Source organism: Kitasatospora sp. NPDC001539, from assembly GCF_040298565.1.
Taxonomy (GTDB): Bacteria; Actinomycetota; Actinomycetes; order Streptomycetales; family Streptomycetaceae; genus Kitasatospora.
In genome coordinates this window covers 1-25,028 of sequence record NZ_JBEPAK010000093.1, presented here as the reverse complement: position 1 = coordinate 25,028, position 25,028 = coordinate 1, and the positions used below count along the sequence as shown (strand labels likewise).

Genomic DNA, 25,028 nt, shown 5'->3' with positions numbered 1-25,028 from the left:
CCGGTGGACCCGACCAGTGACACCAAGCAGGTCCAGCCGCCGTACTACGTGACGGCGCGGTCCGGTACGGCCCCGCCGGGCTCAGGACCCCGGCGTGGACCGCTTGCCCCGGCCCCGGGCGACCAGCCGCCGCACCGGACCGCTGACCGCCGCACCGGCCCGCTCGGCCCGGGTGCCGACGGCCGTCCGGGCCGCCCGCACCGCGTCGGAGATCCGCCACCACAGCTGCGCCGAGGACGGCGGCAGCAGCAGTGCCCTGGTCCGGCCCATCCGGCCGGCACCGGCCAGCAGACCGCGCCGGGCCGTACGGACGTCGGCGGCCAGCGGAGCCGTGGTGACCTGCCCCGCCGGCGCGTAGAGCACCCGCTCGGTGGCCAGCGCCAGGCGCCCGGCGGCCGCCGCCGCGTCCGCGTCCAGCTCAGCCGTCTCGGTGATCCGGCGGGCGGCCGAGCGCGGGGTGCGTGACTCGTCCGGGGGAATTCCCAGGTCCCAGGCGGAGTCGACCAGTTCGTCCCAGGCGGCCAGCACCTGGGCGTCGGTCAGCTCGGCCGGGCCGTCCCCGCCGGGCCGGCGCCGTCCACCGGCGCCGAGCCGGCGACGGCGCAGGGCCGCCCGCCAGGACATCGGCACCAGCAGCAGCGCGAGCACCGCCAGCACCCCGGCCAGGGTGCCGAGCACCTGCGGGGAGAGCAGCCAGGACTGCTCGTCCGCCGCGGTGGCGGCCTTGCTCCTCGAACCGCAGTCGCCGAGCTGGCGCTGCTTGGGGGTGCAGTCGCTGCTGCTGGTCGGAGTCGGGACGGCGGCCGCGCTCGACGCGGCGGCGGTCGGCTGCTGGGTGGGCGCGGTGGTCGGGGTGCTCGAGCCCTCCTGGTAGCGGGCCGGGACTCCACGGCTCGGGGTCGGCTCGAAGCGCATCCAGCCGTAGCCGGAGAAGTACAGCTCGGGCCAGGCGTGGTACATCCGGCCGGTGACCGAGTAGACGTCGCCGCCCTTGCTGTCGCCGGGGGTGAAGCCGACCGCGACCCGCGAGGGGATCCTCAGCACCCGCGCCATCGCCGCCATGGTGGAGGCGAAGTGCACGCAGAAGCCCCGGCGGTCGCGCAGGAAGACGGCGATCGCGTCGCTGCCGGTGCCGCCCGCGACGTTGGTGTCGTACCGGAACTGCGGGCCGGTGAACCAGTTCACCAGCGCCGTCGCCCGGTCGTAGTCGTTGCGCGCCCCGGCGGTGACGGCCCTGGCCTGCTCGGCCACCACCGGCGGCAGGTCGGTGGGCAGGGCGGTGTAGTGCTCCCGGATGTCCTGCGGGGCGAGCGGGGCGGTGCGCAGCTCGTCGGCGGTGGGTCGCAGGTCCAGTGCGGAGACCTGGTAGTGCAGGCCGCGGATCGCCTTGTCGTCGGCCGGCAGCACCGTGCGGGTCAGCGGGTCGAGCTTCCACTCGCCGCGGTTGGAGAGCTGGACGGAGGCGGCCGGGTACGGCATCGGCAGCCAGCTCTTCTCCAGCCGGTCGCTGATCTGGAAGTTGCCCTCGATCCGGGGGACGTCGGTCGCGCGCAGGCCCTCGGGGGAGGGCAGGGTGGCCGGGAGGTCGCTGACCACGGAGCTGCTGAGCTTCCACTCGGTGCCGTCGAACTGGTCGAGCGAGCCGGTGCGCAGGTAGATCTGGTCGGCCAGGTCGCTGTCCAGGGTGTACGTGAGCAGCTCGTTGTCGCTCGGCTTGCTGATCGCCGCCTCCAGGCTGACCAGCGGGTCGAGGCTGGTCGCCACGCCGCCCGCGGTGCCCTTGCCGGAGGTGCCGCCGGGGCCCGAGTCGAGCAGTCCGGAGCCCCAGCGCGGCAGGAAGACCGGCAGCAGCATCGCCAGGGCCAGGGCCAGCACGCCGACCTGTCGGCCGCCGGGGCTGACCCGGCCGGAGCCGATCGTGCCGCGCGCGCCGCCGCGGAAGACCCGGCCCCAGCGGGACACCCGGTCCTCGCCCTCGGCGAAGAGCAGCAGCAGGTAGCCGGCCGCGGCCAGGCCGAACCAGACCCAGCTGCCGTGCTCACCCGCCAGGCCGTTGCCGATCGAGTACAGCGTCAGCAGCGGCAGGCCGGCCAGCGCCGAGCGCCGGTAGGTCACCGCGACGGTGTCCACCAGGACGGAGATCAGGCCGACCGAGGAGACCAGGATCAGCCGCAGCCCGGCGGTCGGCGGCGCCGGGATGGCGTACTGCCTGATGTCGTCGATGCCGGAGGAGAAGACCTGCCCGAGCACCCGCATCGCGTTCGGGCCGGGCAGCACGCCGCCGGTCATCCCGGAGCCGGCGAAGCCGAGCAGCATCAGCAGGAGCAGCACCAGCAGCTGGGCCACCGGCACCGCCCAGCGGAACAGCGGGGAGCGGCGCAGGCCCGCTCCTACCGCGGAGACCACACCGATCACCAGGACGGCGTGGGTGAGCCAGCTGCGGGTGGTGAGCAGCGGGAGCATGCACAGCGCGGCCAACGTGGTGGCCAGCGCCGAGTACACGGTCAGTTTGGCCCGGGTGGTCACGCGCCGGCCTCTTCTCGGTGGGGGGCGGTGGTCTTGGCGCCGTCGACGGCTCGCCAGAGGTCCGGCACGGAGTCCCCGGCGCGCACCGGCAGGACCGTCCAGCCGGCCTCGCGCAGCTGCCGGACCCGAGCGCGGAACTCGTCGCCGCCGGTGTTCGGGGCGAGCATCCGCAGGCCCGCCCAGGTCCCGGTGTCGAGCAGGAAGGCGATCGCCCCGCCGGTACGGCTGCGCAGCCGGGCCAGCCGGGCGGTCTGCGCGGCGTCCAGCTCGCCGAGGACGGCGACCAGCAGGCCCTCGCCGCCGGCCCGCAGCGGCTCCTCGGCGCGGGAGAGCCCACCGCCGTCGGAGAGGTCGACGACCGCGAGGGCGTCCAGGATCAGGCCGGAGGCGTCGGCGGCGGCGTTCTCGCCGCCGCTGCCGGGGCCGGGCACCCAGCGGCCGGTGTCGGTCAGCAGCCGGGTCTGGTAGCCGCGCTCCAGCAGGTGCACGGCGACGGACGCGGCGCAGCTGACCGACCACTCGAAGGAGGAGGCCGGGCCGCTGCCGCGGTGGCCCACCTCGCGGGTGTCCAGCAGGACGGTGGCGCGGGCCTTCTGCGGCTGCTCCTCGCGGCGCACCATCAGCTCGCCGTACTTGGCGGTGGAGCGCCAGTGCACCCGGCGCAGGTCGTCGCCGGGCCGGTACTCGCGCAGGATCACGTCGTCGTCGCCGGCCAGCGCCAGGGTGCGGCTGTGGCTCTCGCCCTGGCCGATCCACTCGCCGCTCAGCCGCACCGCCGGCAGTGCCAGGACCTGCGGGACCACGGTGAGCACGTCGGAGGCGGTGAAGGCGCGGTCGACCTCGCACATCCCGAACGGGTCGGACAGCCGCAGCTGCAGCGGCCCGAGCGGGTAGCGCCCCCGCAGGTCCGAGCGGACCCGGTAGGAGACCTCGCGGTAGCCGCGCGGCTCGATCCTGTCCAGCACGAAGCGCGGGCGCGGCCCGAGCACGTACGGGACCTTGTCCTCGAGCAGCAGCAGGCCGGTGGGCACCCGGGAGACGTTGTCGACCCGCAGGTGGACCCTGGCCTCCTGGCCGGCGATCGCCCGGTGCGGGCTGAGCCGGCGGCCGCTGGCCACCCGGTAACGGGTGTTGGCTACCACCACGGCGGCGGCCAGCGGCAGCGCGGCGAGCAGCACACCGACCCGCAGCAGGGCGTCCTGGCCGAGCAGGTAGGCGCAGGCCACCGCGGTCAGTCCGGCCGCGAGGAAGGAGCGGCCGCGGGTGGTGAGGCCGCGCAGCCCGGCCCGCAGTCCCCCCGTCCCGTCCGACGGGGCCACCTCAGCCCCTCCGGACGGCCGGGCCGCCCTGCGGACGCGGCAGCGGCAGCCGGGCCACCAGGTCGGCCACGATCTGCTCGGAGGTGCGGCGGCTGAGCTGGGTCTCGGCGGTCGGCATCAGCCGGTGCGCGAGGACCGGGACGGCCAGGCGCTGGATGTCGTCGGGGGTGACGTAGTCGCGCCCGTCCAGCGCGGCGGCGGCTCGGGCGGCGCGGACCAGGTGCAGGGTGGCGCGCGGCGAGGCGCCCAGGCGCAGCTCGGGGCTGGTGCGGGTCGCGGCGACCAGGTCGACGGCGTAGCGGCGGACCGGGTCGGCGATGTGCACGGTGCGGACCAGGTCGACCAGCTTGAGGATGTCGGCGGCGTGGGCGACGGGCTGGAGGTCGGCCAGCGGGTTGGCCCCGGCATGCACGTCGAGCATCGCGAACTCGGCCTCGGGAGAGGGGTAGCCGATCGAGATCCGGGCCATGAAGCGGTCCCGCTGGGCCTCCGGGAGGGGGTACGTGCCCTCCATCTCGACCGGGTTCTGGGTGGCCACGACCATGAACGGCGAGGGCAGCTCGTAGCTGGTGCCGTCGATGGTGACCTGGCGCTCCTCCATGGACTCCAGCAGCGCGGACTGGGTCTTCGGCGAGGCGCGGTTGATCTCGTCGCCGACCACGATCTGGGCGAAGATCGCGCCCGGCCGGAACTCGAAGTCGTGCCGCTGCTGGTCGTAGATGTTGGTGCCGGTGACGTCCGAGGGCAGCAGGTCGGGGGTGAACTGGATGCGGCGCACGGTGCAGTCGACCGACCGGGCGAGCGCCTTGGCCAGCATGGTCTTGCCGACGCCGGGCACGTCCTCGAGCAGCAGGTGGCCCTCGGCGAGCAGGACGGTCAGGGCGATCCGGACGGCCTCCGGCTTCCCCTCGATGACGCTCTCGATGTTGCCGCGGACCCGGTCCACGACGGCGGCGAGCTCGGGGAGCCCGACCTGGCGGTACCCGTTCGCCCTCTGGTCGCCCCCCGCAGGACTGCCGAGACCGGCCTGATCGTTGTAGCTCGTCACCCGTTTACGCTCCCTGGCACACTGCGCCCGCCTCACCGAGGCCGGACCCCACCCCATGCTTGACGCGGCCGTCCCGGGGGCGGTTCCGACGGCGGATCCGGTGCCGGGGTGGCGGCCTGCGGCCCGGCCGCCCCAGGTGGTTCGGGGTCCGACCGGCAGGCGCATTCTCCCCCGGGGGACGGGCGGAAGTCACCATTCGGCCGGCCCCGAATGCCGCACGGCGGTGACCGGGCGGGGCGCCGGGGCCCGGGCGGGCCGGCTAGTGGATCTCGCGCAGCAGGCCGGTGTGGACGTCGAAGACGAAGCCGCGGACGTCGTCGGTGTGCGGCAGGAACGGCGAGGTGCGCACCCGCTGCATGGACTGGCGGACGTCGCCGTCCAGGTCGACGAAGGACTCGACCGCCCACTGCGGGCGCTGGCCGACCTCGAGCTCCAGCTCGCGGCGGAAGTCCTCGGTGAGGCCGAGCAGGCCGCAGCCGGTGTGGTGGATCAGGGCGATCGAGCGGGTGCCGAGGGCCCGCTGGCTGATGGTCAGGGACCGGATGGTGTCGTCGGTGACCACGCCGCCCGCGTTGCGGATGACGTGGGCGTCGCCCAGCTCGAGGCCGAGCGCCGCGAACAGGTCGAGGCGGGCGTCCATGCAGGCCACCACGGCGATCCTCTGCACCGGGCGGGCGTCCATGCCGCCGTCCCGGAAGGTCACCGCGTACGCGCGGTTGGCCGTCACGAAACGGTCGATGATGTCGGGTCGGGTGGTGTCGGCAGCGTCGTTCGCCGTGGGCCGGTCGGGAGTCACTGTCATGCCGGCGACGTTAGTGCCGTCCGCGGCCGGCGGGTGGGGTCGGGAGCTACAGAACCGGCGGCTGTGATCGAGCGCATAGCGACAACGGGAGGGTTTGTCCCAGCTGGTCCCGGAGCGGGGCCGGACCCGGCCGCTCGAAGGGGCGCGCGACGGCCGGCGAGGGCCCCCGTCGGCGCCCGCACCGGACCGTCTCCACGGCCGCGACCTGCGGTGATCCGTACCGCCGCCCGGGTGGTGCGCCGGAGCGGACCATTGACTGAGGGGGCCCGCGCGATAGAGTTGCGGCGCAGTGGAGCACACCCGCCGGAGTCCGTCAACCGGGCCCACCCGGCCGGTGCGGCCCGGCCGATGCGGCTCGTGGCCTCCACCCGCTCCGTGCCCACCTGGCGCACCTTCCCCGGCGCCGGGCGGTCACGACCTTCCCCCTGAGCGGGCGGGGACCACGGGCCGCGTCGTCGTGCCGGGGGACGGTGGGCGAGAATGGCCGGAGCTCCCGGACGTCGGGTTGCTCCGCACCGAGGAAGGGCGCCACCGCGCATGACCACCAACGAACCGGGCCCCAAGCACGTACCGGTGATGCTGCAGCGGTGCATGGACGCGCTCGCCCCGGCGATCTCGCGCCCCGGTGCCGTGGTGGTGGACGCGACCCTCGGGCTCGGCGGCCACAGCGAGGCGCTGCTCACCCAGTTCCCGGAGGTCCGGTTGGTCGCGGTGGACCGCGACCCGCAGGCGCTGAAGCTGTCCGGCGAGCGGCTGGCCCCCTTCGGCGACCGGGCCACCCTGGTGCACGCCGTGTACGACGAGATCCCCGAGGTGCTGGAGCGCCTGGGCATCGACCGGGTCGACGGCATCCTCTTCGACCTCGGCGTCTCCTCCATGCAGCTGGACGAGGCCGACCGCGGCTTCGCCTACGCCCAGGACGCCCCGCTGGACATGCGGATGGACCAGACCCGGGGGATCAGCGCGGCGGAGGTGCTGAACACCTACAGCCACGGCGACCTCGCACGCATCCTCAAGGTCTACGGCGAGGAGCGGTTCGCCGGGAAGATCGCCTCGGTGATCGTCCGGGAACGCGCGAAGGAACCGTTCAGCACCAGCGCGCGTCTGGTCGAGTTGGTGCGCAACGCCATCCCGGCGGCGACCCGTCGCACCGGCGGGAACCCGGCGAAGCGGACCTTCCAGGCGCTCCGGATCGAGGTCAACGGCGAACTGGAGGTCCTGGACCGGGCGATCCCCGGGGCGCTGGACGCCCTGGCGGTCGGCGGCCGGATCGTGGTGATGTCCTACCAGTCGCTGGAGGACCGGCTGGTGAAGCAGTACTTCGCCGCCGGGGCGACCAGCACCGCCCCGCCGGGGCTCCCGTTCGTGCCGGAGGAGCATCAGCCCTGGCTCAAACTGATCACCCGCGGTGCCGAACTGGCCACCGACGAGGAGATCGAGGAGAACCGGCGCGCCGCGCCCGTGCGGCTGCGGGTGGCGGAGAGGATCAGGGACCGAGGCAGGCGGGGCTGAGGCCCGGCGGGGTCCGAAGGGCGGAGGAGAACAGTGGGGCCGGTGGCCGGTGAGGTCCGGGCGGGGCGGGGAGGACTCCCCGGGCAAGGCAGGGCACGGATCACGGTCCGGCCGGGGCGGCGCCCCGTGCGGGGGCGCACGCCGTTCGCCGTGCTCGTGGTGGTGCTGCTGGCCGGCGGCCTGTTCGGGCTGCTGGCACTGAACACCGCGCTCAACGAGGGCTCCTTCGAGCTGTCCCGGCTGCAGAAGCAGACCACCAAGGCGACCGACGAGCAGCAGAGCCTCCAGCTGGAGATCGACCAGAGCTCGGCCCCGGACGCACTGGCCAAGCGGGCCGCCGAGCTGGGCATGGTCCCGGCCGGCGGGATGGCCTTCCTGGACGTGCCGGGCGGCGGCAAGGTGGTCGGCACGCCCGGGCCGGCGCAGGACAGCCCGCCGGTGCGCAAGTCGACGGTCGACCCGTGGCCGACGAAGGCCTCCCCGGGCGCACCGGCCGCACCGACGCCCTCCGCCCAGCCGTCGGCGCCGTCCGCCCCCCAGACCTCGCCGCAGCCCGGCGCCCAGCCCGCCACCCCGGCGGCCCCGGCGCCGTCGCCGACCCCGGCGGCCTCGGCCGGTGACTCGGTGATCCAGCTCAACCCGGTCTCGCCGCCGCCGGGAGGTGCCAAGCGATGACCGCACCCCGCCAGCCGTCCGGCTCGGGCTCGGGCCGCCGTCAGCCCCCGCGCCCGGCTGCGCCCCGGCCCGCCGCGCCCGCGAAGGGGCAGCCCGCCAAGGGCCAGGGCGCCAAACAGCCCGCCAAGGGCCAGGGAGCACGCGGGCAGTCGGCCAAGGCCCAGCCCGCCAGGGCCGCCGCCCGGACGCCCCGTGCGCCACAGCAGCGCCGCCCCGAGGGCCGTCCGCCGGTCCGCAGCCAGGCGGCGGTGCGGCCGAAGCCGCGCCCGCCGCACCGCCCCAAGGCGCTGAAACTGGCGGAGCCGAAGCGCCGGCTGCGGGTGATCACCGTGGTGCTGTCCCTGGTGTTCTCCGTCTTCGCCGGGCGCCTGGTGCAGCTCCAACTGGTCGACGCCGACGCGTTGGCCGCCGACGCCAACACCAACCGCTACCTGAACATCCCGATCACCGCCGAGCGCGGCTCGATAACGTCGTCCGACGGGGTCGCCCTGGCGGCCACCGTCGACGCGTACGACATCACCGCGGACCCGGCGATGTTCACCCCGGCGGCGACCGGCATTCCGGACGCGCCGGAACAGGCGGCCGCCCTGCTGTCGCCGATCCTCGGCGTGCCCAAGGAGCGGATCGCGGCCGACCTGCACACCCCGAAGAGCCGCTACAAGCGGCTCGCCGCCCAGCAGACCCCGGCCGCCCGGAACCAGATCAGCGACCTGAAGTCCACCCTGGAGAAGCAGGCCGGCTCCCGGGCCTGCCAGGCCCAGCGGAAGCTGCTCGGCAAGCCCGCCGACCAGGGCGGCCGCACCCGGGTGGACAACGAGTGCGCCAACCCGCTGGCCGGGGTGTTCAACCAGGAGACCCAGAAGCGGATCTACCCCGCCGACGGGCTGGCCGCCAACCTGGTCGGCTTCGTCAACGGGGACGGCGCGGGCGCCGGGGGGCTGGAGCTGCAGTACCAGAAGCTGCTGGCCGGCAAGGACGGCCACAGCAGCTATGCCCAGGCGGGCGGCCGGCTGGTGCCCACCGCCGGGGGCTCGACGGACGAGGCCGTGCCGGGCAGCGACGTCAAGCTCACCATCAACCGGGACATCCAGTGGGCCGCTCAGAAGGCGATCACCGACCAGGTGGCCAACTCGGGCGCGGAGAAGGGCTACGTCGTGGTCCAGGACGTGAAGACCGGTCAGGTCCTCGCGATGGCCACCGCCCCCGGCTTCAACCCCAACGACCTGGGTCTGTCCAAGCAGCCCCAGCTCGGCAACCCCGCCCTCCAGGACGCCTACGAGCCGGGCAGCACCGCCAAGCTGATGAGCCTGGCGGCCGTCCTGGACTCCGGCAAGGCGAACTGGGACACCAAGGTCACCGTGCCGAACCGGCTGGTCCGGGCCGGCCAGCAGTTCAAGGACGACGTGGAGCACGGGGACTGGTACCTGACCCTGGCCGGAGTGCTCGCCAAGTCCTCCAACATCGGCACCATCGAGGCCGTGGAGACCCTCGGCGACGGCGACCAGCTGAAGGCCAACCAGGTGCTGGACGGCTACCTGCGCAAGTTCGGCGTGGCCCAGCCGACCGGCCTGAACTTCCCCGGGGAGACCTCCGGGATGCTCAAGAAGCCCGAGGACCTGGTCGCCTCGGAGAAGTACAACATCTCCTTCGGCCAGGGCCCGCTGCAGATGAACGCGCTGCAGGCCACCTCGGTGTACTCGACCATCGCCAACGGCGGGGTGCGGGTCGCGCCCAGCATCGTCCAGGGGGTCACCGGGCCGGACGGCAAGTTCACCCCGACCCCGCCGGGCGAGCAGACCCGGGTGGTCAGCGAGCAGACCGCGAAGACGCTCACCTCGATGCTGGAGTCGGTCGTCGACGACGAGCAGGGCACCGGCGGCAAGGCCGCCATCCCCGGCTACCGGGTCGCCGGCAAGACCGGTACCGCCAACCGGGGGGCCGCCAACGGGGTCGGCTACGACGGCTACACCGCCTCCTTCATCGGCTTCGCCCCGGCCGACGCCCCCCGCTACACCGTCTCCTGCACCCTCCAGGGCCCGGTCAACGGCCACTTCGGCGGCCAGCTGTGCGGGCCGGTGTTCAAGCAGGTGATGGAGTTCACCCTGAAGACCATGCAGGTGCCGCCGAGCGGCAGCCAGGCGCCCAACCTGCCCGTCGAGTGGAAGCCGTGAGCCGAGCATGACCGATCAGCGGGCCGGTGGGGCCGACGACGCCGCGAAGGCCCGGTTTGGCCCTGGGCACCCTTCGGCGGATAGCCTTCCCGCCGTGCCGAAACCCGATCAAACCACCGTGAGTCCGCCCCGCCCGACCGGGACCGCCGCCCTGCCGCTCGCCGAGCTGGCCGCACGGCTGGGCCTGCCGCCCGTCGAGGGCGGTGCCGTCACCGGTGTCACCCACGACTCCCGCGCGGTCCGCCCGGGCGACGTGTACGTGGCCTTCCCGGGCGCCAACCACCACGGCGCGGCCTTCGCCGCCAAGGCCGCGGAGTCCGGGGCGGTGGCCGTGCTCACCGACCCGGCCGGCGCCGAGCTGGCGGCCGGCACCGGTCTGCCGCTGCTGGTCGTCGACCGGCCGCGCGCCGTCATGGGCGAGCTGGCCGCGATCGTCTACGGCCACCCGTCCGAGCGGCTGCTGATGGTCGGGCTGACCGGCACCAACGGCAAGACCACCACCTCGTACCTGGTCGAGGGCGGTCTGCGCGGGGCCGGGCGCAACCCCGGCGTGATCGGCACCGTGGAGATGCGGGTCGGCGACGAGCGGATCAAGAGCGAGCGCACCACCCCCGAGGCCACCGACCTGCACGCGATCCTCGGCGTGATGGCCGAGCGCGGTGCCGACGCCGTGACCATGGAGGTCTCCAGCCACGCCCTGGTCTTCGGCCGCACCGACGGGGTGGTGTACGACGTCGCGCTGTTCAACAACCTCACCCCCGAGCACCTCGACTTCCACCCGGACATGGAGGACTACTTCCAGGCGAAGGCCAGGCTGTTCGAGCCCGGCAAGTCCCGCCACGGCGTGGTCAACCTGGACGACGAGTACGGCCGCCGGCTCGCCGCCGAGGCCAAGATCCCGGTGACCACCTTCTCCGCCACCGGCGCCGCCGAGGCCGACTGGCGGGCCGTGGACGTCCAGCTCGGCCCGGTCGGCTCGACCTTCCGGGTGCTCGGGCCGGACGGCGCCGAGGCCGACGCCTCGGTCCCGCTGCCGGGGCCGTTCAACGTCGCCAACGCGCTGGCGGCGATCACCCTGCTGGTCGCCGCCGGGCTGCCGCTGGACCGGGCGGTGGCCGGCGTCGCCGCCGTCCCCGGCGTGCCGGGCCGGCTGGAGCGGGTGGACGCCGGGCAGCCGTTCGTCGCGGTCGTGGACTACGCGCACAAGCCGGACGCCCTGCGGGCCGTCCTCGCCTCGCTGCGCGAGGTCACCAAGGGCCGGCTGCACGTCGTCGTCGGCTGCGGCGGCGACCGCGACCCGCACAAGCGCGGCCCGATGGGCGACATCGCCGCCCGGCTCGCCGACACCGCCCTGCTGACCAGTGACAACCCGCGCAGCGAGGATCCGTTGGCGATCCTCGCCAGCATGCTGACCGGCGCCGCCGCGGTGCCCGAGGCCGAGCGCGGTGCCGTCCTGGTCGTCCCCGACCGGGCCGAGGCGATCCAGCTCGCGGTCGCCCGAGCCCGGGCGGGGGACACCGTGCTGGTGGCCGGCAAGGGCCACGAGCTCGGCCAGTACGTACGAGACGAGATCCGCCCCTTCGACGACCGGGAGGTGCTGCGCGAATCCATCGCGCGGGCCACGGCCGCCCGGGGCGACCGAGGAGTAGAGCAGCAGTGATCGCACTGACCCTCGCCGAGGTGGCCGCCGCGGTCGGCGGCACCCTGGACGGCGCGGACCCGGACGTCCTGGTCACCGGCCCGGTCGAGGTCGACTCGCGGAAGGTGAGCCCCGGCGGCCTGTTCGCGGCCTTCGTCGGCGAGCGCGTGGACGGCCACGACTACGCCGCCACGGCGATCGAGGCCGGCGCCGTCGCGGTGCTGGCCTCCCGCCCGGTCGGCGTGCCCGCCGTCCTGGTCGACAGTGTGGTGGAGGCCCTCGGCAAGCTGGCCCGCGCCGTGGTCGCGCGCGCCGAGGGCACCGCCGTGGTGGCACTGACCGGCTCGGCCGGCAAGACCAGCACCAAGGACCTGATCGCCCAGCTGCTGCAGCGCCACGGCGAGACGGTCTACCCGCCCGGCTCGCTCAACAACGAGATCGGCCACCCGATGACGGCGCTGCGGATCGAGGCCGGCACCCGGCACCTGGTCATGGAGATGGGCGCCCGGCACAAGGGGGACATCCAGTACCTCACCACGATCACCCCGCCCCGGATCGGCCTGGTGCTCAACGTCGGCACCGCCCACGTCGGCGAGTTCGGCTCCAAGGAGGCGATCGCCGAGGCCAAGGGCGAGCTGGTCGAGGCGCTGCCCGCCGAGGGCACCGCGATCCTCAACGCGGACGACCGGCTGGTGCGCGCGATGGCCTCCCGGACGAAGGCGAAGGTGGTCTACTTCGGCGAGTCCCCGGACGCCGACGTCCGGGCGACCGACGTTCGCCTGGACGCCACCGGACGGCCATCGTTCACGCTCACCACCCCGGCCGGTTCCGCGCCCGTGCAACTGCGCCTGTACGGTGAGCACCACGTCTCGAACGCCCTCGCCGCCGCCGCGGTGGCGACGGAGCTCGGGATGTCCGTCGACGACACCGCGGCAGCCCTGGGCGAGGCGGGTGCGCTGTCCCGCTGGCGCATGGAGGTCGTCGACCGGGCCGATGGTGTCACCGTCGTCAACGACGCCTACAACGCGAACCCCGACTCGATGCGGGCCGCGCTGCGGGCGCTGGTCTCGATCGGCGGCCGCGGTCCGGAGCGCCGCCGTACCTGGGCGGTGCTCGGCGAGATGCGGGAGCTCGGCGAGGACAGCCTGGCCGAGCACGACGCCATCGGGCGGCTCGTCGTCCGGCTGGACATCACCAAGCTGGTGGCGGTCGGCGGACGCGAGGCGGCCTGCATGGAACTCGGCGCGAGGAACGAAGGTTCGTGGGGTGAGGAGTCGGTGCTGGTGTCCGACGCGGACGCGGCGGTCGAGCTGCTGCGCAGTCAGCTGCGGCCGGGGGATGTGGTGCTGGTGAAGGCGTCCCGTTCGGTGGGGCTGGAGAAGGTGGCCGAGGCCCTCCTGGCGGACGGTGCCGCCTGATGATGAAGCAGATCCTCTTCTCCGGGATGATCGGCCTGATCCTCTCGCTGGTCGGCACGCCCGCCCTGATCAAGCTGCTCGCCCGGCAGGGCTACGGCCAGTACATCCGCGACGACGGGCCCAAGGCGCACCACAGCAAGAAGGGCACGCCCACCATGGGCGGCATCGCCTTCATCCTGGCGACCCTGATCGCGTACTTCGGCACGAAGGCGATAACGGGCGAGAGCCCGACCGCCTCCGGGCTGTTGGTGCTCTTCCTGACCGCGGGCCTCGGCCTGGTCGGCTTCCTGGACGACTACATCAAGGTGGTCAAGCGCCGCTCGCTGGGCCTGCGGGCCAAGGCGAAGCTGGCCGGCCAGTCCATCGTCGGCCTGGTGTTCGCCATCCTCGCGCTGCAGTTCCACGACGACCGCGGGCTCAGCCCGGCCTCCCAGTCGCTGTCCTTCGTGCGCGACTTCAAGTGGTCGATCGGCCCGGTGCTGTTCGTCATCTTCGCCTACTTCATGATCGCCGCCACCTCCAACGGCGTGAACCTGACGGACGGTCTGGACGGGCTCGCCACCGGCGCCTCGGTGATGGCCTTCGGCGCCTACACCTTCATCGGCGTCTGGGAGTACGGGCAGAGCTGCGCCTACTTCTTCTCCGCCACCAACGCCTGCTACGACGTCCGCGACCCGCTGGACCTCGCGGTGGTGGCCGCCGCCCTGATGGGCTCCTGCTTCGGCTTCCTGTGGTGGAACACCTCGCCCGCCAAGATCTTCATGGGGGACACCGGCTCGCTCGCCCTCGGCGGCGCCCTGGCCGGTCTGGCGATCTGCTCCCGCACCGAGCTGCTGCTGATCCTGCTCGGCGGCCTCTTCATGATCATCACCCTGTCGGTGATCATCCAGGTCGGCTCCTTCCGGATGACCGGCAAGCGCGTCTTCAAGATGGCGCCACTGCAGCACCACTTCGAACTCAAGGGCTGGAGCGAGGTCCTGGTCGTGGTCCGGTTCTGGATCATCCAGGGCCTGTGCGTGGCCGTCGGCCTCGGCCTCTTCTACGCGGGATACCGGACCGGATGACCAACACCGACTTCACAGACCTGCCCGTCGTCGTCGCCGGACTCGGCGTCTCGGGCATCAGCGCCGCGCGCGTCCTGCACGGCCTCGGCGCCCGCGTCACCGTCGTGGACGGCGGAAGCGGGCCGGGCCTGGCCGCCCGCGCCGCCGAGCTGGAGGCGCTGGGCGTCACGGTGCGCCTCGGCGACGGCGCGAGCCTGCCCGAGGGCACCGAGCTGATCGTGACCTCGCCCGGCTGGGCCCCCGACAGCCCGCTGTTCGCGGCAGCCGAGGCGGCCGGCGTACCCGTCTGGGGCGACGTCGAGCTGGCCTGGCGGCTGCGCAAGCCCCTGCCGGGCACCGGGGAGCCCGCGCCCTGGCTGGCCGTCACCGGCACCAACGGCAAGACCACCACCGTCCAGATGCTCGCCTCGATCCTCACCGCGGCGGGCAAGCGCACCGCCGCCGTCGGCAACGTCGGGGTCTCGGTGCTGGACGCGGTGCTCGCCGAGGAGCCGTACGACGTGCTCGCCGTCGAGCTGTCCAGCTACCAGCTGCACTGGGCGCCCTCACTGCGCCCGTACTCCGCGGCGGTGCTCAACCTGGCGCCCGACCACCTCGACTGGCACGGCTCGATGGAGGCGTACGCCGCCGACAAGGGCCGGATCTACGAGGGCAACGTCGTCGCCTGCGTGTACAACCTGGCCGACCCGGCCACCGAGGCGCTGGTCCGCGAGGCCGACGTCGAGGAGGGCTGCCGGGCGATCGGCTTCGGGCTCGGCGCGCCGAGCCCGTCGAACTTCGGCGTGGTGGACGGCCTGCTGGTGGACCGCGCCTTCGTCCAGGACCGGGCGAAGAACGCGGCCGAACTGGGCGCCGTCGAGGACGTGAACCCCCCGGCCCCGCACAACATCGCCAACGCGCTCGCCGCGGCGGCGCTGGCCCGGGCCTACGGGGTCGAACCGAAGGCCGTCCGGGAGGGCCTGCGCGCCTTCCGCCCGGACGCGCACCGGATCGCCGAGGTCGGCGTCGTCCGCGAGGTCAGCTACGTCGACGACTCCAAGGCCACCAACACCCACGCCGCGGCGGCCTCGCTGGCGGCCTACCGGCCGATCGTCTGGATCGCCGGCGGTCTGGCCAAGGGCGCGACCTTCGACGACCTGGTCCAGGGCGCGGCCGAGCGGCTGCGCGCGGTCGTGCTGATGGGCCAGGACCGGGCGCTGATCCGCGAGGCGCTGGAGCGACACGCTCCGGATGTGCCGGTGATCGAGGCGGCCGAGGGCCAGACTGGCGCGGTGGCGATGACCGAGGTGGTTCGCGCGGCCGCGTCGCTCGCCCGATCGGGTGACACGGTGCTGCTGGCCCCGGCCTGCGCCTCGATGGACATGTTCACCGACTACGGCGAGCGCGGCGACCTGTTCGCGGCGGCCGTCCGGGAGCTGGCGAACCCCCTCGGGGAGTGAGCCGAAGGGCCGCGCCGACGGCGGGCGGGAGCTGGCGGACCGCCTCGGGGAGTGAGTCGAAGGGCCGCGCCGACGCCGAAAGGGAGAAGCGAGGAGGCCCCGAGGAACGAGGGGCATCGGAGCGACGACCGTCGGCGTCGGGTCGGAGCGGCCCGGAGGCGAACGAGCCGCAATGAAAAGGAGCGGGGAGCGGTGGCGGGGCAGGGCAGGGCGGATTCCGGCGTAGCGAAGCAGGACGCCGCCGAGCCGTGGCGAGTGATCTCCGCCACCACGACCAAGTACAAGTCGGCCGGTCCGCTGGGTCGCCTGCGGGCCTTCCGGGCCCGGGTGCGGTACTGGCTGGACCGGCCGCTCACGCCGTACCTGCTGGTCGTCGGCACCACCCTCCTGCTGGTGGTGCTGGGGCTGATGATGGTCTTCTCGGCCTCGCAGATCCTGGCGCTGAACCAGCACCACACGGCGCAGTACTACTTCCTGAAGCAGTTGATCGCGGCCATCCTCGGCCTGGTCCTGCTGATCGGCTTCGCCTCCGTGCCGGTGGCGGTGCTGCGGGTGATCGTCTACCCGGTGATGTTCGGGGTGATCGGCGCCCTCGCGCTGGTCGCCGTGCCCGGCGTCGGGGTGCGGATCAACGGCAACCAGAACTGGCTGGACTTCGGGTTCTTCCAGTTCCAGCCCTCCGAGTTCGCCAAGCTCGCGCTGGTGCTCTGGGGCGCCGACCTGCTCGCCCGCAAGCAGCGGACGGGCACCCTCAACTCCTGGAAGCACCTGCTGGTGCCGCTGGTCCCGGGCGCCCTGCTGCTGCTCGCGCTGATCATGATCGGCGGCGACATGGGCACCTCGATGATCCTGGTGGCGATGGTGTTCGCGCTGCTCTGGATGGTCGGCGCGCCGCTGCGGCTGTTCGTGGCCACCCTCGGGGTGGCGGTCGTGGTCTGCACCGCCCTGGTGATCACCGTCCCGCACCGCGCCGAGCGCCTCGGCTGCATCGGCGTCACCAAGCTCGACCCGGCGGGCGCCTGCTTCCAGGCCCTGCACGGCGTGTACTCCTTCGCGCTCGGCGGCGGCTTCGGCACCGGCCTGGGCGCGGGCGTGGAGAAGTGGGGCCAGCTGCCCGAGGCGCACACCGACTTCATCTTCGCCGCGACCGGCGAGGAACTGGGCCTGGTGGGGACGCTGTCGGTGATCGGTCTCTTCGCGGCACTAGGCTACGCGGGTATCCGTGTGGCCATCGGCACGAAGGACCCCTTCGTCAGGTACGCCGCGGGAGCCGCCACCACCTGGATCATGGCGCAGGCCATGATCAACCTGGGGTCGGCGCTGGGACTGCTGCCCATCGCGGGCGTCCCGCTCCCGCTGTTCTCCTACGGGGGATCCGCCATGCTGTCGGCCATGTCCGCGATCGGGGTGCTGCTGTGCCTGGCACGCAGTTCCTCGGGCGCGAAGGCGGCCCTGGCCGCCCGGAGCAAGAACTCCCGGATCAGGAAGCGACTGGCCCGGGTGCTGCCACGACGACGAACCACAGCGCGCCCGGTCCCCGGGCCGGCACGCAGGGAGCGGTGAATTTCGGTGCATGTCGTACTCGCCGGCGGGGGGACCGCCGGTCACATCGAGCCGGCCATGGCCCTCGCGGACGCCCTCCGCAGGCACGACCCGTCCATCGGGATCACCGCCCTGGGCACCGAACGCGGTCTGGAGACCAGGCTGGTGCCCGAGCGCGGCTACCAGCTGGAGCTCATCCCGGCCGTCCCGCTGCCCCGCAAGCCCACCCCCGAGCTGATCACCGTCCCCGGCCGGCTGCGCGGCACCGTCCGGGCCGCCCAGGAGATCATCGAGCGGGTCAACGCGGACGCCGTGGTGGGCTTCGGCGGGTACGTCGCGATGCCGGCCTACCTGGCCGCCAAGCGGGCCGGCGTGCCGATCGTGGTGCACGAGGCCAACGCCCGGCCCGGCCTGGCCAACAAGATCGGCGCGCGCTACAGCGACTTCGTGGCCGTCTCCACCCCGGACAGCAAGCTGCGCGACTCCCGGTACATCGGCATCCCGCTGCGCCGGACCATCGCCACCCTGGACCGCAACGCCACCCGGCCGGAGGCCCGCCAATACTTCGGCCTCGACCAGCGGCTGCCCACCCTGCTGGTCTCCGGCGGCTCCCAGGGCGCGCGCCGGCTGAACGAGACGATCACCGCGATCGCCCCGCGGCTGCAGCAGTACGGCGTCCAGATCCTGCACGCCGTCGGCCCGAAGAACGAGCTGCCGCAGGTCGCTGACGTCCCCGGGATGCCGCCGTACCGCCCGGTGCCGTACATCGACCGGATGGACCTCGCCTACGCGGCCGCCGACCTGATGCTCTGCCGGGCCGGCGCCATGACGGTGGCCGAGCTGGCCGCCGTCGGCCTGCCCGCCGCCTTCGTGCCGCTGCCGATCGGCAACGGCGAGCAGCGGCTGAACGCCCAGCCGATGGTCAAGGCCGGCGGCGGCCTGCTGGTGGACGATGCCGAGCTGACCCCGGACTGGGTGCTCCAGAACGTGCTGCCGGTGCTCACCGACCCGCAGCGGCTCTGGGACATGAGCCGGGCCGCGGCCGAGTTCGGCCGCCGGGACGCCGACGACCTGCTGGTCGGCATGGTGTACGAGGCGATCCAGGCGCACCGGGGCGGCCACCGCCGTGGCTGACGGCCGGCTCGCCGACCCTCTGGAGGAGGAGCTGGAGGAGGAGTCCGCTCCCCGTCTGCGACTCTCCCGGCGGGGCATCGTGGTGCTGGGCGCGTTCGCCGCCGCGGTGCTGGGCGGGCTGGCCTGGCTGGTGTTCTACTCCTCGGTGCTGGACGTGCGCGACGTCGCCGTCCAGGGGGCGGGGGACGGGAAGCTGACGGCGGACCAGGTCCGCGAAGCGGTGGGCGGGCTGGCCGACGGGCCGCTGGCGCGGGTGGACCTCGACCAGGTCACGCGCCGGGTGGAGGCGATCCCCCGGGTGGCCAAGGCCGAGGTCTGGCGGGGCTGGCCGCACACCCTGCAGGTCAAGGTGGTGCAGCGGACCGCGGTGGCCGCCGTCAAGGGGGAGGACGGCCAGTTCACCCAGGTGGATGCCGCCGGCGTGAGCTTCGCCACCGAGGGGGCCGCGCCGGAGGGCGTGCCGGTCGTGGAGCTGCGGCTCAGTCAGCAGGCGAAGGACGCGTCCGGGGTGATCACCCGGACGCAGCTGGTGCAGGGCGCGGTGGCGGTGGCCGCCGCGCTCCCGCCGGAGATCGCCAAGCGGACCGGAGCGGTCCTCGTGCACTCCTACGACGCCATCGAACTGCAGCTCAGCGGGGGTGTGACGGTGCGCTGGGGGAGCCCCGAGCAGAACGACCGCAAGGCCAGGGTCCTCCAGGCGCTGATGGCGCAGAAGGGCGCGAACTTCGACGTGAGTGCGCCGGAGGCGCCGGCGGTGTCCGGGTGATCCGCTAGATTCATTGCCGGGGGGAGGGGTTGACGCCTCGAAGTGTCGGCCCGACCCTTGGTGGTCACCCCGGTTTCCATTGCCGGCCGATGATCACATAGGCTCAAAAGAAAAAGGGAAGCTCGGCGTGTTCGTTGAAACGCGTGCCCGGAGCCACCTAGTGTCCTGTGTCACCAGACTTTGTCCCTTGGTGATGTGACGGAGGCACAGGACTAACCCTAAAGGTCAAGTTTAGGGTTGGGGTCGGCGGTCGGCATTTCGGACATTCAGTCAGAAACCAGGCTCCCTACCCATCGACATCCGTCGGTACGGCCCCTCGTCCGGGCCGGGCCGACCCGGAAATTCGAGGCGAGAGGCCTTCGACGTGGCAGCACCGCAGAACTACCTCGCAGTCATCAAGGTCGTCGGTATCGGCGGCGGTGGTGTCAACGCCATCAACCGGATGATCGAGGTCGGTCTCAAGGGCGTCGAGTTCATCGCGATCAATACCGATGCGCAGGCCCTCCTCATGAGCGACGCCGACGTCAAGCTCGATGTGGGCCGTGAACTCACCCGGGGCCTCGGCGCCGGCGCCAATCCCGAGGTCGGCCGCAAGGCGGCCGAGGACCACCGCGAGGAGATCGAGGAGGTCCTCAAGGGGGCCGACATGGTCTTCGTGACCGCCGGCGAGGGAGGTGGCACGGGCACGGGCGGCGCGCCCGTCGTCGCCAACATCGCCCGCTCGCTGGGCGCCCTGACCATCGGCGTGGTCACCCGCCCCTTCACCTTCGAGGGCCGTCGCCGGGCCAACCAGGCCGAGGACGGCATCGCCGCCCTGCGCGAGGAGGTCGACACCCTCATCGTGATCCCCAACGACCGGCTGCTGTCCATCTCGGACCGCCAGGTCAGCGTGCTCGACGCGTTCCGCTCCGCGGACCAGGTCCTGCTCTCGGGTGTCCAGGGCATCACCGACCTGATCACCACCCCGGGCCTGATCAACCTCGACTTCGCCGACGTCAAGTCCGTCATGTCGGACGCCGGTTCGGCGCTCATGGGCATCGGCTCGGCCCGCGGTGAGGACCGCGCCAAGGCCGCGGCCGTGATGGCGATCTCCTCGCCCCTGCTGGAGGCCTCGATCGACGGCGCCCGCGGCGTGCTGCTGTCCATCTCGGGCGGCTCCGACCTCGGTCTGTTCGAGATCAACGAGTCGGCCCAGCTGGTCAGCGAGGCCGCGCACCCCGAGGCCAACATCATCTTCGGTGCGGTCATCGACGACGCCCTCGGCGACGAGGTGCGGGTCACCGTCATCGCGGCCGGCTTCGACGGCGGCCAGCCGCCGGCCATCGTGCGCGACCCGGTGGTGAAGTCCACCGCCCCCGCCACCCCGGCCACCCCGCCGGCCGCCCCGGACCGCCCGGCCGGCCGCCCCTCGTACGGGAGCATCGGTTCGGTGACCTCCCGCTCCGAGGGCGAGACCTCGGGCGCGTCGCGTCCGGCCGAGACCCCGGCCACCACGGCCTCCGCCGCCCCGGTGCCGCCGCAGGTGCAGCCGACGACCCGGCAGCCGTTCGTGGAGAGCCCGGCCGAGGAGCTCGACGTCCCGGACTTCCTTAAGTGATCGATCACGCGGTACGCGCGGGTGCTCACTTCGCCTTCACCGACCGGTGGGGCGGGGTGAGCACTTCGCCGTACGGGGAGCTCAACCTCGGCGGCGCGGTGGGGGACGATCCGGAGGCCGTCCGGGAGAACCGGGCGATCGCCGCCCGGGAGCTGGGGCTGGACCCGGCCGACGTGGTGTGGATGAACCAGGTGCACGGCGCCGAGGTCGCGGTGGTGACCGGGCGCCAGCCGCCGGGGGAGGCCCCGGCGGTGGACGCGGTGGTCACGGACCGGCCGCTCGCACTCGCGGTGCTGACCGCGGACTGCGCCCCGGTGCTGCTGGCCGACCCGGTGGCGGGCGTCGTGGGCGCGGCCCACGCGGGCCGGCCCGGACTGGCGGCCGGAGTGGTGCCCGCGGTCGTCGAGGCGATGGCCGCACTGGGGGCCGAGCCGGCGCGGATCACCGCCGCCACCGGCCCCGCGGTCTGCGGCCGCTGCTACGAGGTGCCGGCGGCGCTGCGCGCCGAGGTCGCCGAAGCGGTCCCGGCGGCGTACGCCGAGACCTCGTGGGGGACCCCGGCCCTGGACGTGCCGGCGGGGGTCGCGGCCCAACTGGCCGCGGCCGGGGTCACCGAGCTGGTGCGGTCACCGGTCTGCACCCTCGAATCCGTCGACCACTTCTCCTATCGCCGCGAGCAGCGCACCGGCCGGCTCGCGAGCTACGTCTGGTTGGGCTCTGATCACTGATGACGAACGACATCTACGGACCGTTCCCGGCGGGCCCCGGTCCGTTCTCGCCCGACCGCAGCTGGCTGGAGTCGCTGACGGAGGGCCAGCGGGCCCGGTACGAGGAGCTGGGCACCAACCTCGACGTGGTCGAACGCCGGATCGCGGACGCCTGCGCGGCCGCCGGGCGCCGGCGCGAGGACGTCACCCTGATCGTCGTCACCAAGACCTACCCCGCCGAGGACACCGCACTGCTGGCCGGGCTGGGGGTGAGGGACGTCGCGGAGAACCGCGACCAGGACGCCGCGCCCAAGGCGGAGCAGTGCAGAAACCTTCCTCTCAACTGGCACTTCGTCGGACAGCTGCAGACCAACAAGGCCCGATCGGTCGTCCGGTACGCGAACCACGTGCACTCGGTGGACCGGCTGCGGCTGGTCGAGTCGCTCTCGGCGGCGGTGCTGAAGGCCGGGCGCCCGGAGCTGGGCTGCCTGGTGCAGGTGGCGCTGGACAAGGAGCACGGCGAGGGCGGGCACCGGGCCGGGGTCGCTCCCGAGGAGGTCGCGGTGCTCGCCGACGCGATCGCGGACGCGCCCGGGCTGCGCCTGGACGGTGTGATGACCGTCGCTCCGCTGGCCGGTCCGCTGGCCGGGGACCCGGCCCGCGCCTTCGACCGGCTGGCGGAAATCGCAACCGGCGTACGGGCGGCCCATCCGGCTGCCACCATGGTCTCCGCAGGCATGAGCGGTGACCTTGAGCAGGCGATTGCCGCCGGGGCGACACATGTGCGCGTCGGAACGGCGGTACTCGGAGTGAGGTCACCCCTCGGGTAACGTCACCGGGTAAGTAGATCAGACTGCAGGACAAAATAGGACAGAATCTAGCAGCTCTCCGGAGCGCTAGCGACCGTGGATCGCAGTTCCGCGGCCCCCACCCACGAACTCTGACGGCGCGTCGCCTTGACGGGCCGTCGTGGGCGGACCGCGGAATCCGCAGGCGGGGCCATGGCCCGGCCGCCGGGACGGAACCGGTCCGCACTGAGCGAGCGAAGCGAGCGACCGTCAAGAAGGTGTGCGCTTCGCGAATCAGCCACCGAGCGCCAGCGAGGTGGCCATGAGCGGAGGAGACAGGAGCATGGCCGGCGCGATGCGCAAGATGGCGGTCTACCTCGGCCTCGTGGAGGACGAGACGTACGACGGCCAGGGGTACGACCCCGACGACGACTACGACGCGGACCCCGAGCCGATCCGTACGGGGCAGCGGACCGAGGACATCCCCCGGCCGGCCGCCGCGGCAGCAGCACCCGCTCCGGTCTCCCCGATCACGCCGCAGCCGGTCCCGGCGGCGGTGCCGATCCGGCAGGAGTCCCCGAGGATGGCCCCCGTGTCGTCCATCACACCCGAACGCCGCCACAACCTGGAGAAGAGCTCCCCGGTGATCATGCCCAAGGTAGTGAACGAACGAGAGCCCTACCGCATCACCACGCTGCACCCCCGAACCTACAACGAGGCCCGTACCATCGGGGAACAGTTCCGCGGCGGGACCCCCGTGATCATGAATCTGACCGAGATGGACGACACCGACGCGAAGCGGCTCGTAGACTTCGCCGCTGGACTCGTCTTCGGTCTGCACGGCAGTATCGAGCGCGTGACACAGAAGGTGTTCCTGCTGTCGCCTGCTAACGTCGATGTCACGGCGGAGGACAAGGCTCGGATCGCCGAGGGTGGGTTCTTCAACCAGAGCTGACCCGGCCACGACTTTACGTGTGGATCTGATCGACAGTGGTTGGCGACAGGTGTGAGCGGAAGGCCCTAGGGCCGGGGACCGGGGAGAGGGAAACGCGATGGACATCGTGTGGGCGGTGCTCTACTACGCCCTGACCGTCTTCCTGGTGTTCCTGCTCGTGCGACTGGTCATGGACTGGGTCTTCCAGTTCGCGCGTTCGTGGCGGCCCGGCAAGGCCATGGTCCTGGTCCTGGAGGCCACGTACACTGTCACGGATCCGCCGCTCAAGCTTCTTCGGCGGTTCATTCCGCCGTTGCGTTTCGGGGGCGTGGCGCTCGACCTGTCCTTCTTCGTACTGATGATCATTGTGTATGTCCTGATCTCGCTTGTGCACCCCTAGTCGTAGGTGAGCGATGCGACAGGATGCCGGTGTGCCGACGATCACGTTGAGGTGAAGAGATGCCATTGACCCCCGAGGACGTTCGGAACAAGCAGTTCACGACCGTCCGCCTGCGTGAAGGCTATGACGAGGACGAGGTCGATGCCTTCCTCGACGAGGTCGAGGCGGAGCTGACCCGCCTCCTCCGGGAGAACGAGGACCTGCGGGCCAAGCTGGCCGCCGCCACTCGCGCCGCCGCGCAGAACCAGGCCAACATGCGCAAGGAGCCTCCGCAGGAGGCCTCGCGTCCGGCCGCGCCCGTCCCGGCCGCCATATCCGGCCCGCCGGTCCCCGGCCAGCAGGGCCCTGGCGGCCCGCAGCAGATGGGCCCCGGTGGTCCGCAGCAGATGGGCCCGGGCGGTCCCCAGCAGCAGATGGGCAACCAGCCCCTCGGCCTGCCCTCCGGCGCCCCGCAGCTCCCGGCCGGTCCGGGTGGCCCCCAGCAGATGGGCGGCCCGCAGCAGCAGATGAACCAGACCATGGGCGGCCAGCAGCAGCTGGTCCAGCCGATGGGCGGTCAGATGCTCCAGCCCATGGGCGGTCCCGGTGGCCCGCAGCAGATGGGCAACCCGATGGGCCAGGGCATGGGCCAGCAGCAGATGCAGCCGATGGGCGGCCCGATGGGCGGTCCGCAGCAGATGGGCGGCCCCATGGGCGGCCCGATGCAGCAGCAGGGCCCCGGCGGCGACAGCGCCGCGCGGGTGCTGGCGCTCGCCCAGCAGACCGCCGACCAGGCGATCTCCGAGGCCCGCTCCGAGGCCAACAAGATCGTCGGCGAGGCGCGCAGCCGGGCCGAGGGCCTCGAGCGCGACGCCCGTGCCAAGGCCGACGCCCTGGAGCGGGACGCGCAGGAGAAGCACCGCGTCGCGATGGGCTCCCTGGAGTCCGCGCGGGCCACGCTGGAGCGCAAGGTCGAGGACCTGCGGGCGTTCGAGCGTGAGTACCGCACGCGCCTGAAGTCGTACCTGGAGACCCAGCTGCGCCAGCTGGAGTCGCAGGCCGACGACTCGCTCGCCCCGCCGCGGATCCCGGCCACCGCGTCGCTGCCGCCGGCGGCCTCGTCGATGGCTCCGGCCGGTGCTGGCGCGATGAGCTCCGGTGCACCGTCCTTCGGTGGGAACCAGCCGTCGTTCGGTGGCAACTCGCCGTCCTTCGGCGGGCAGAGCTCCTTCGGCGGGAACGGCTCGGCTCCGAGCTTCGGCGGCCAGACCGCCGGCGGCAACAGCGGCGCTCCGCAGATGCAGCCGGCCGGGATGACCCAGCCGATGGCGGCCGTCCGGCCGCAGCCGCCGCAGCCGATGCAGCAGGCTCCGGCGCCGATGCGGGGCTTCCTGATCGACGAGGACGGCGACAACTGAGGTTGTAGCAGGGCCTTTCGAGGGCGTCCCCTTTCCGACTTCCGGGTCGGTGAGGGGGCGCCCTTTCGTGTGCCCGGGGGCGGGCGGCGAGGGGCGGGGACAAGGACGTCCTGGACACCACCCCGGGCCTGGTCAAGGCCAACCAGGACG

The 25,028-nt window shown here is 73.1% G+C and carries 20 protein-coding genes; 16 read left to right on the top strand and 4 right to left on the bottom strand.

The genetic code is table 11. From position 1 onward, the window contains the following. Window positions 1-81 precede the first annotated feature (81 nt). The 4 genes from ABT247_RS16755 to ABT247_RS16740 form a co-directional block, all read right to left on the bottom strand. On the bottom strand, window positions 82-2,526 hold the full coding sequence (locus tag ABT247_RS16755) for a transglutaminase TgpA family protein (protein WP_350743465.1): 2,445 nt from the start codon (window positions 2,524-2,526) through the stop codon (window positions 82-84). Beyond that, the gene (locus tag ABT247_RS16750; protein ID WP_350743463.1) at window positions 2,523-3,845 is read right to left on the bottom strand and encodes a DUF58 domain-containing protein; all 1,323 of its coding nucleotides are present in this window, start codon (window positions 3,843-3,845) and stop codon (window positions 2,523-2,525) included. Before ABT247_RS16750 ends, ABT247_RS16755 begins: the two co-directional genes overlap by 4 nt. Window position 3,846: 1 nt before the next feature. Further along, window positions 3,847-4,893: an AAA family ATPase gene (locus tag ABT247_RS16745; protein ID WP_350743461.1), complete on the bottom strand. Its 1,047-nt coding sequence runs from the start codon at window positions 4,891-4,893 to the stop codon at window positions 3,847-3,849. Between the two features lie 259 nt (window positions 4,894-5,152). Further along, the gene (locus tag ABT247_RS16740; RefSeq protein WP_350743459.1) at window positions 5,153-5,695 is read right to left on the bottom strand and encodes a beta-class carbonic anhydrase; all 543 of its coding nucleotides are present in this window, start codon (window positions 5,693-5,695) and stop codon (window positions 5,153-5,155) included. Window positions 5,696-6,232: 537 nt separating this feature from the next. On the opposite strand from ABT247_RS16740, the gene rsmH reads away from it, so the two are divergent. The 16 genes from rsmH (at window position 6,233) to ABT247_RS16660 (ending at window position 24,878) form a co-directional block, all read left to right on the top strand. Next, window positions 6,233-7,207: a 16S rRNA (cytosine(1402)-N(4))-methyltransferase RsmH gene (gene rsmH / locus ABT247_RS16735; protein WP_350743457.1), complete on the top strand. Its 975-nt coding sequence runs from the start codon at window positions 6,233-6,235 to the stop codon at window positions 7,205-7,207. A gap of 126 nt (window positions 7,208-7,333) precedes the next feature. Then, window positions 7,334-7,882: a cell division protein FtsL gene (ftsL, locus tag ABT247_RS16730; protein ID WP_350743455.1), complete on the top strand. Its 549-nt coding sequence runs from the start codon at window positions 7,334-7,336 to the stop codon at window positions 7,880-7,882. After that, window positions 7,879-10,053, top strand: coding sequence for a peptidoglycan D,D-transpeptidase FtsI family protein (locus ABT247_RS16725; protein WP_350743453.1), 2,175 nt, complete (start codon window positions 7,879-7,881; stop codon window positions 10,051-10,053). Before ftsL ends, ABT247_RS16725 begins: the two co-directional genes overlap by 4 nt. Before the next feature lie 7 nt (window positions 10,054-10,060). After that, window positions 10,061-11,713: a UDP-N-acetylmuramoyl-L-alanyl-D-glutamate--2,6-diaminopimelate ligase gene (locus tag ABT247_RS16720; protein ID WP_502892457.1), complete on the top strand. Its 1,653-nt coding sequence runs from the start codon at window positions 10,061-10,063 to the stop codon at window positions 11,711-11,713. Then, a complete protein-coding gene (locus ABT247_RS16715) occupies window positions 11,710-13,110 on the top strand; it encodes a UDP-N-acetylmuramoyl-tripeptide--D-alanyl-D-alanine ligase (RefSeq protein WP_350743449.1) in 1,401 nt (466 codons plus the stop codon). The genes ABT247_RS16720 and ABT247_RS16715 overlap by 4 nt, the downstream gene beginning before the upstream one ends. Before the next feature lie 2 nt (window positions 13,111-13,112). Beyond that, window positions 13,113-14,174, top strand: coding sequence for a phospho-N-acetylmuramoyl-pentapeptide-transferase (mraY, locus tag ABT247_RS16710; protein ID WP_350743470.1), 1,062 nt, complete (start codon window positions 13,113-13,115; stop codon window positions 14,172-14,174). Further along, window positions 14,171-15,613, top strand: coding sequence for a UDP-N-acetylmuramoyl-L-alanine--D-glutamate ligase (gene murD, locus ABT247_RS16705; RefSeq protein WP_350743447.1), 1,443 nt, complete (start codon window positions 14,171-14,173; stop codon window positions 15,611-15,613). The genes mraY and murD overlap by 4 nt, the downstream gene beginning before the upstream one ends. 192 nt (window positions 15,614-15,805) lie before the next feature. After that, the gene (gene ftsW, locus ABT247_RS16700; protein ID WP_392896835.1) at window positions 15,806-17,176 is read left to right on the top strand and encodes a putative lipid II flippase FtsW; all 1,371 of its coding nucleotides are present in this window, start codon (window positions 15,806-15,808) and stop codon (window positions 17,174-17,176) included. 6 nt (window positions 17,177-17,182) lie between these two features. After that, window positions 17,183-18,289: an undecaprenyldiphospho-muramoylpentapeptide beta-N-acetylglucosaminyltransferase gene (murG, locus tag ABT247_RS16695; RefSeq protein ID WP_350743445.1), complete on the top strand. Its 1,107-nt coding sequence runs from the start codon at window positions 17,183-17,185 to the stop codon at window positions 18,287-18,289. Then, the gene (locus tag ABT247_RS16690; protein ID WP_350743443.1) at window positions 18,282-19,055 is read left to right on the top strand and encodes a cell division protein FtsQ/DivIB; all 774 of its coding nucleotides are present in this window, start codon (window positions 18,282-18,284) and stop codon (window positions 19,053-19,055) included. Before murG ends, ABT247_RS16690 begins: the two co-directional genes overlap by 8 nt. Window positions 19,056-19,419: 364 nt before the next feature. Further along, the gene (gene ftsZ, locus ABT247_RS16685; protein WP_350743441.1) at window positions 19,420-20,652 is read left to right on the top strand and encodes a cell division protein FtsZ; all 1,233 of its coding nucleotides are present in this window, start codon (window positions 19,420-19,422) and stop codon (window positions 20,650-20,652) included. Continuing rightward, a complete protein-coding gene (gene pgeF / locus ABT247_RS16680; RefSeq protein WP_350743439.1) occupies window positions 20,649-21,380 on the top strand; it encodes a peptidoglycan editing factor PgeF in 732 nt (243 codons plus the stop codon). The genes ftsZ and pgeF overlap by 4 nt, the downstream gene beginning before the upstream one ends. Continuing rightward, a complete protein-coding gene (locus tag ABT247_RS16675; protein ID WP_350743437.1) occupies window positions 21,380-22,189 on the top strand; it encodes a YggS family pyridoxal phosphate-dependent enzyme in 810 nt (269 codons plus the stop codon). Before pgeF ends, ABT247_RS16675 begins: the two co-directional genes overlap by 1 nt. A 301-nt stretch (window positions 22,190-22,490) precedes the next feature. After that, window positions 22,491-23,102 carry a cell division protein SepF gene (locus ABT247_RS16670; protein WP_350743435.1) on the top strand — a complete coding sequence of 204 codons (612 nt, stop codon included), beginning with the start codon at window positions 22,491-22,493 and terminating at the stop codon, window positions 23,100-23,102. A gap of 97 nt (window positions 23,103-23,199) precedes the next feature. Next, window positions 23,200-23,481, top strand: coding sequence for a YggT family protein (locus ABT247_RS16665; RefSeq protein WP_030282903.1), 282 nt, complete (start codon window positions 23,200-23,202; stop codon window positions 23,479-23,481). 59 nt (window positions 23,482-23,540) lie between these two features. Continuing rightward, window positions 23,541-24,878 (top strand): DivIVA domain-containing protein, encoded by a 1,338-nt coding sequence (locus tag ABT247_RS16660; protein WP_350743433.1) that lies wholly within the window; start codon window positions 23,541-23,543, stop codon window positions 24,876-24,878. Window positions 24,879-25,028: the final 150 nt, after the last annotated feature.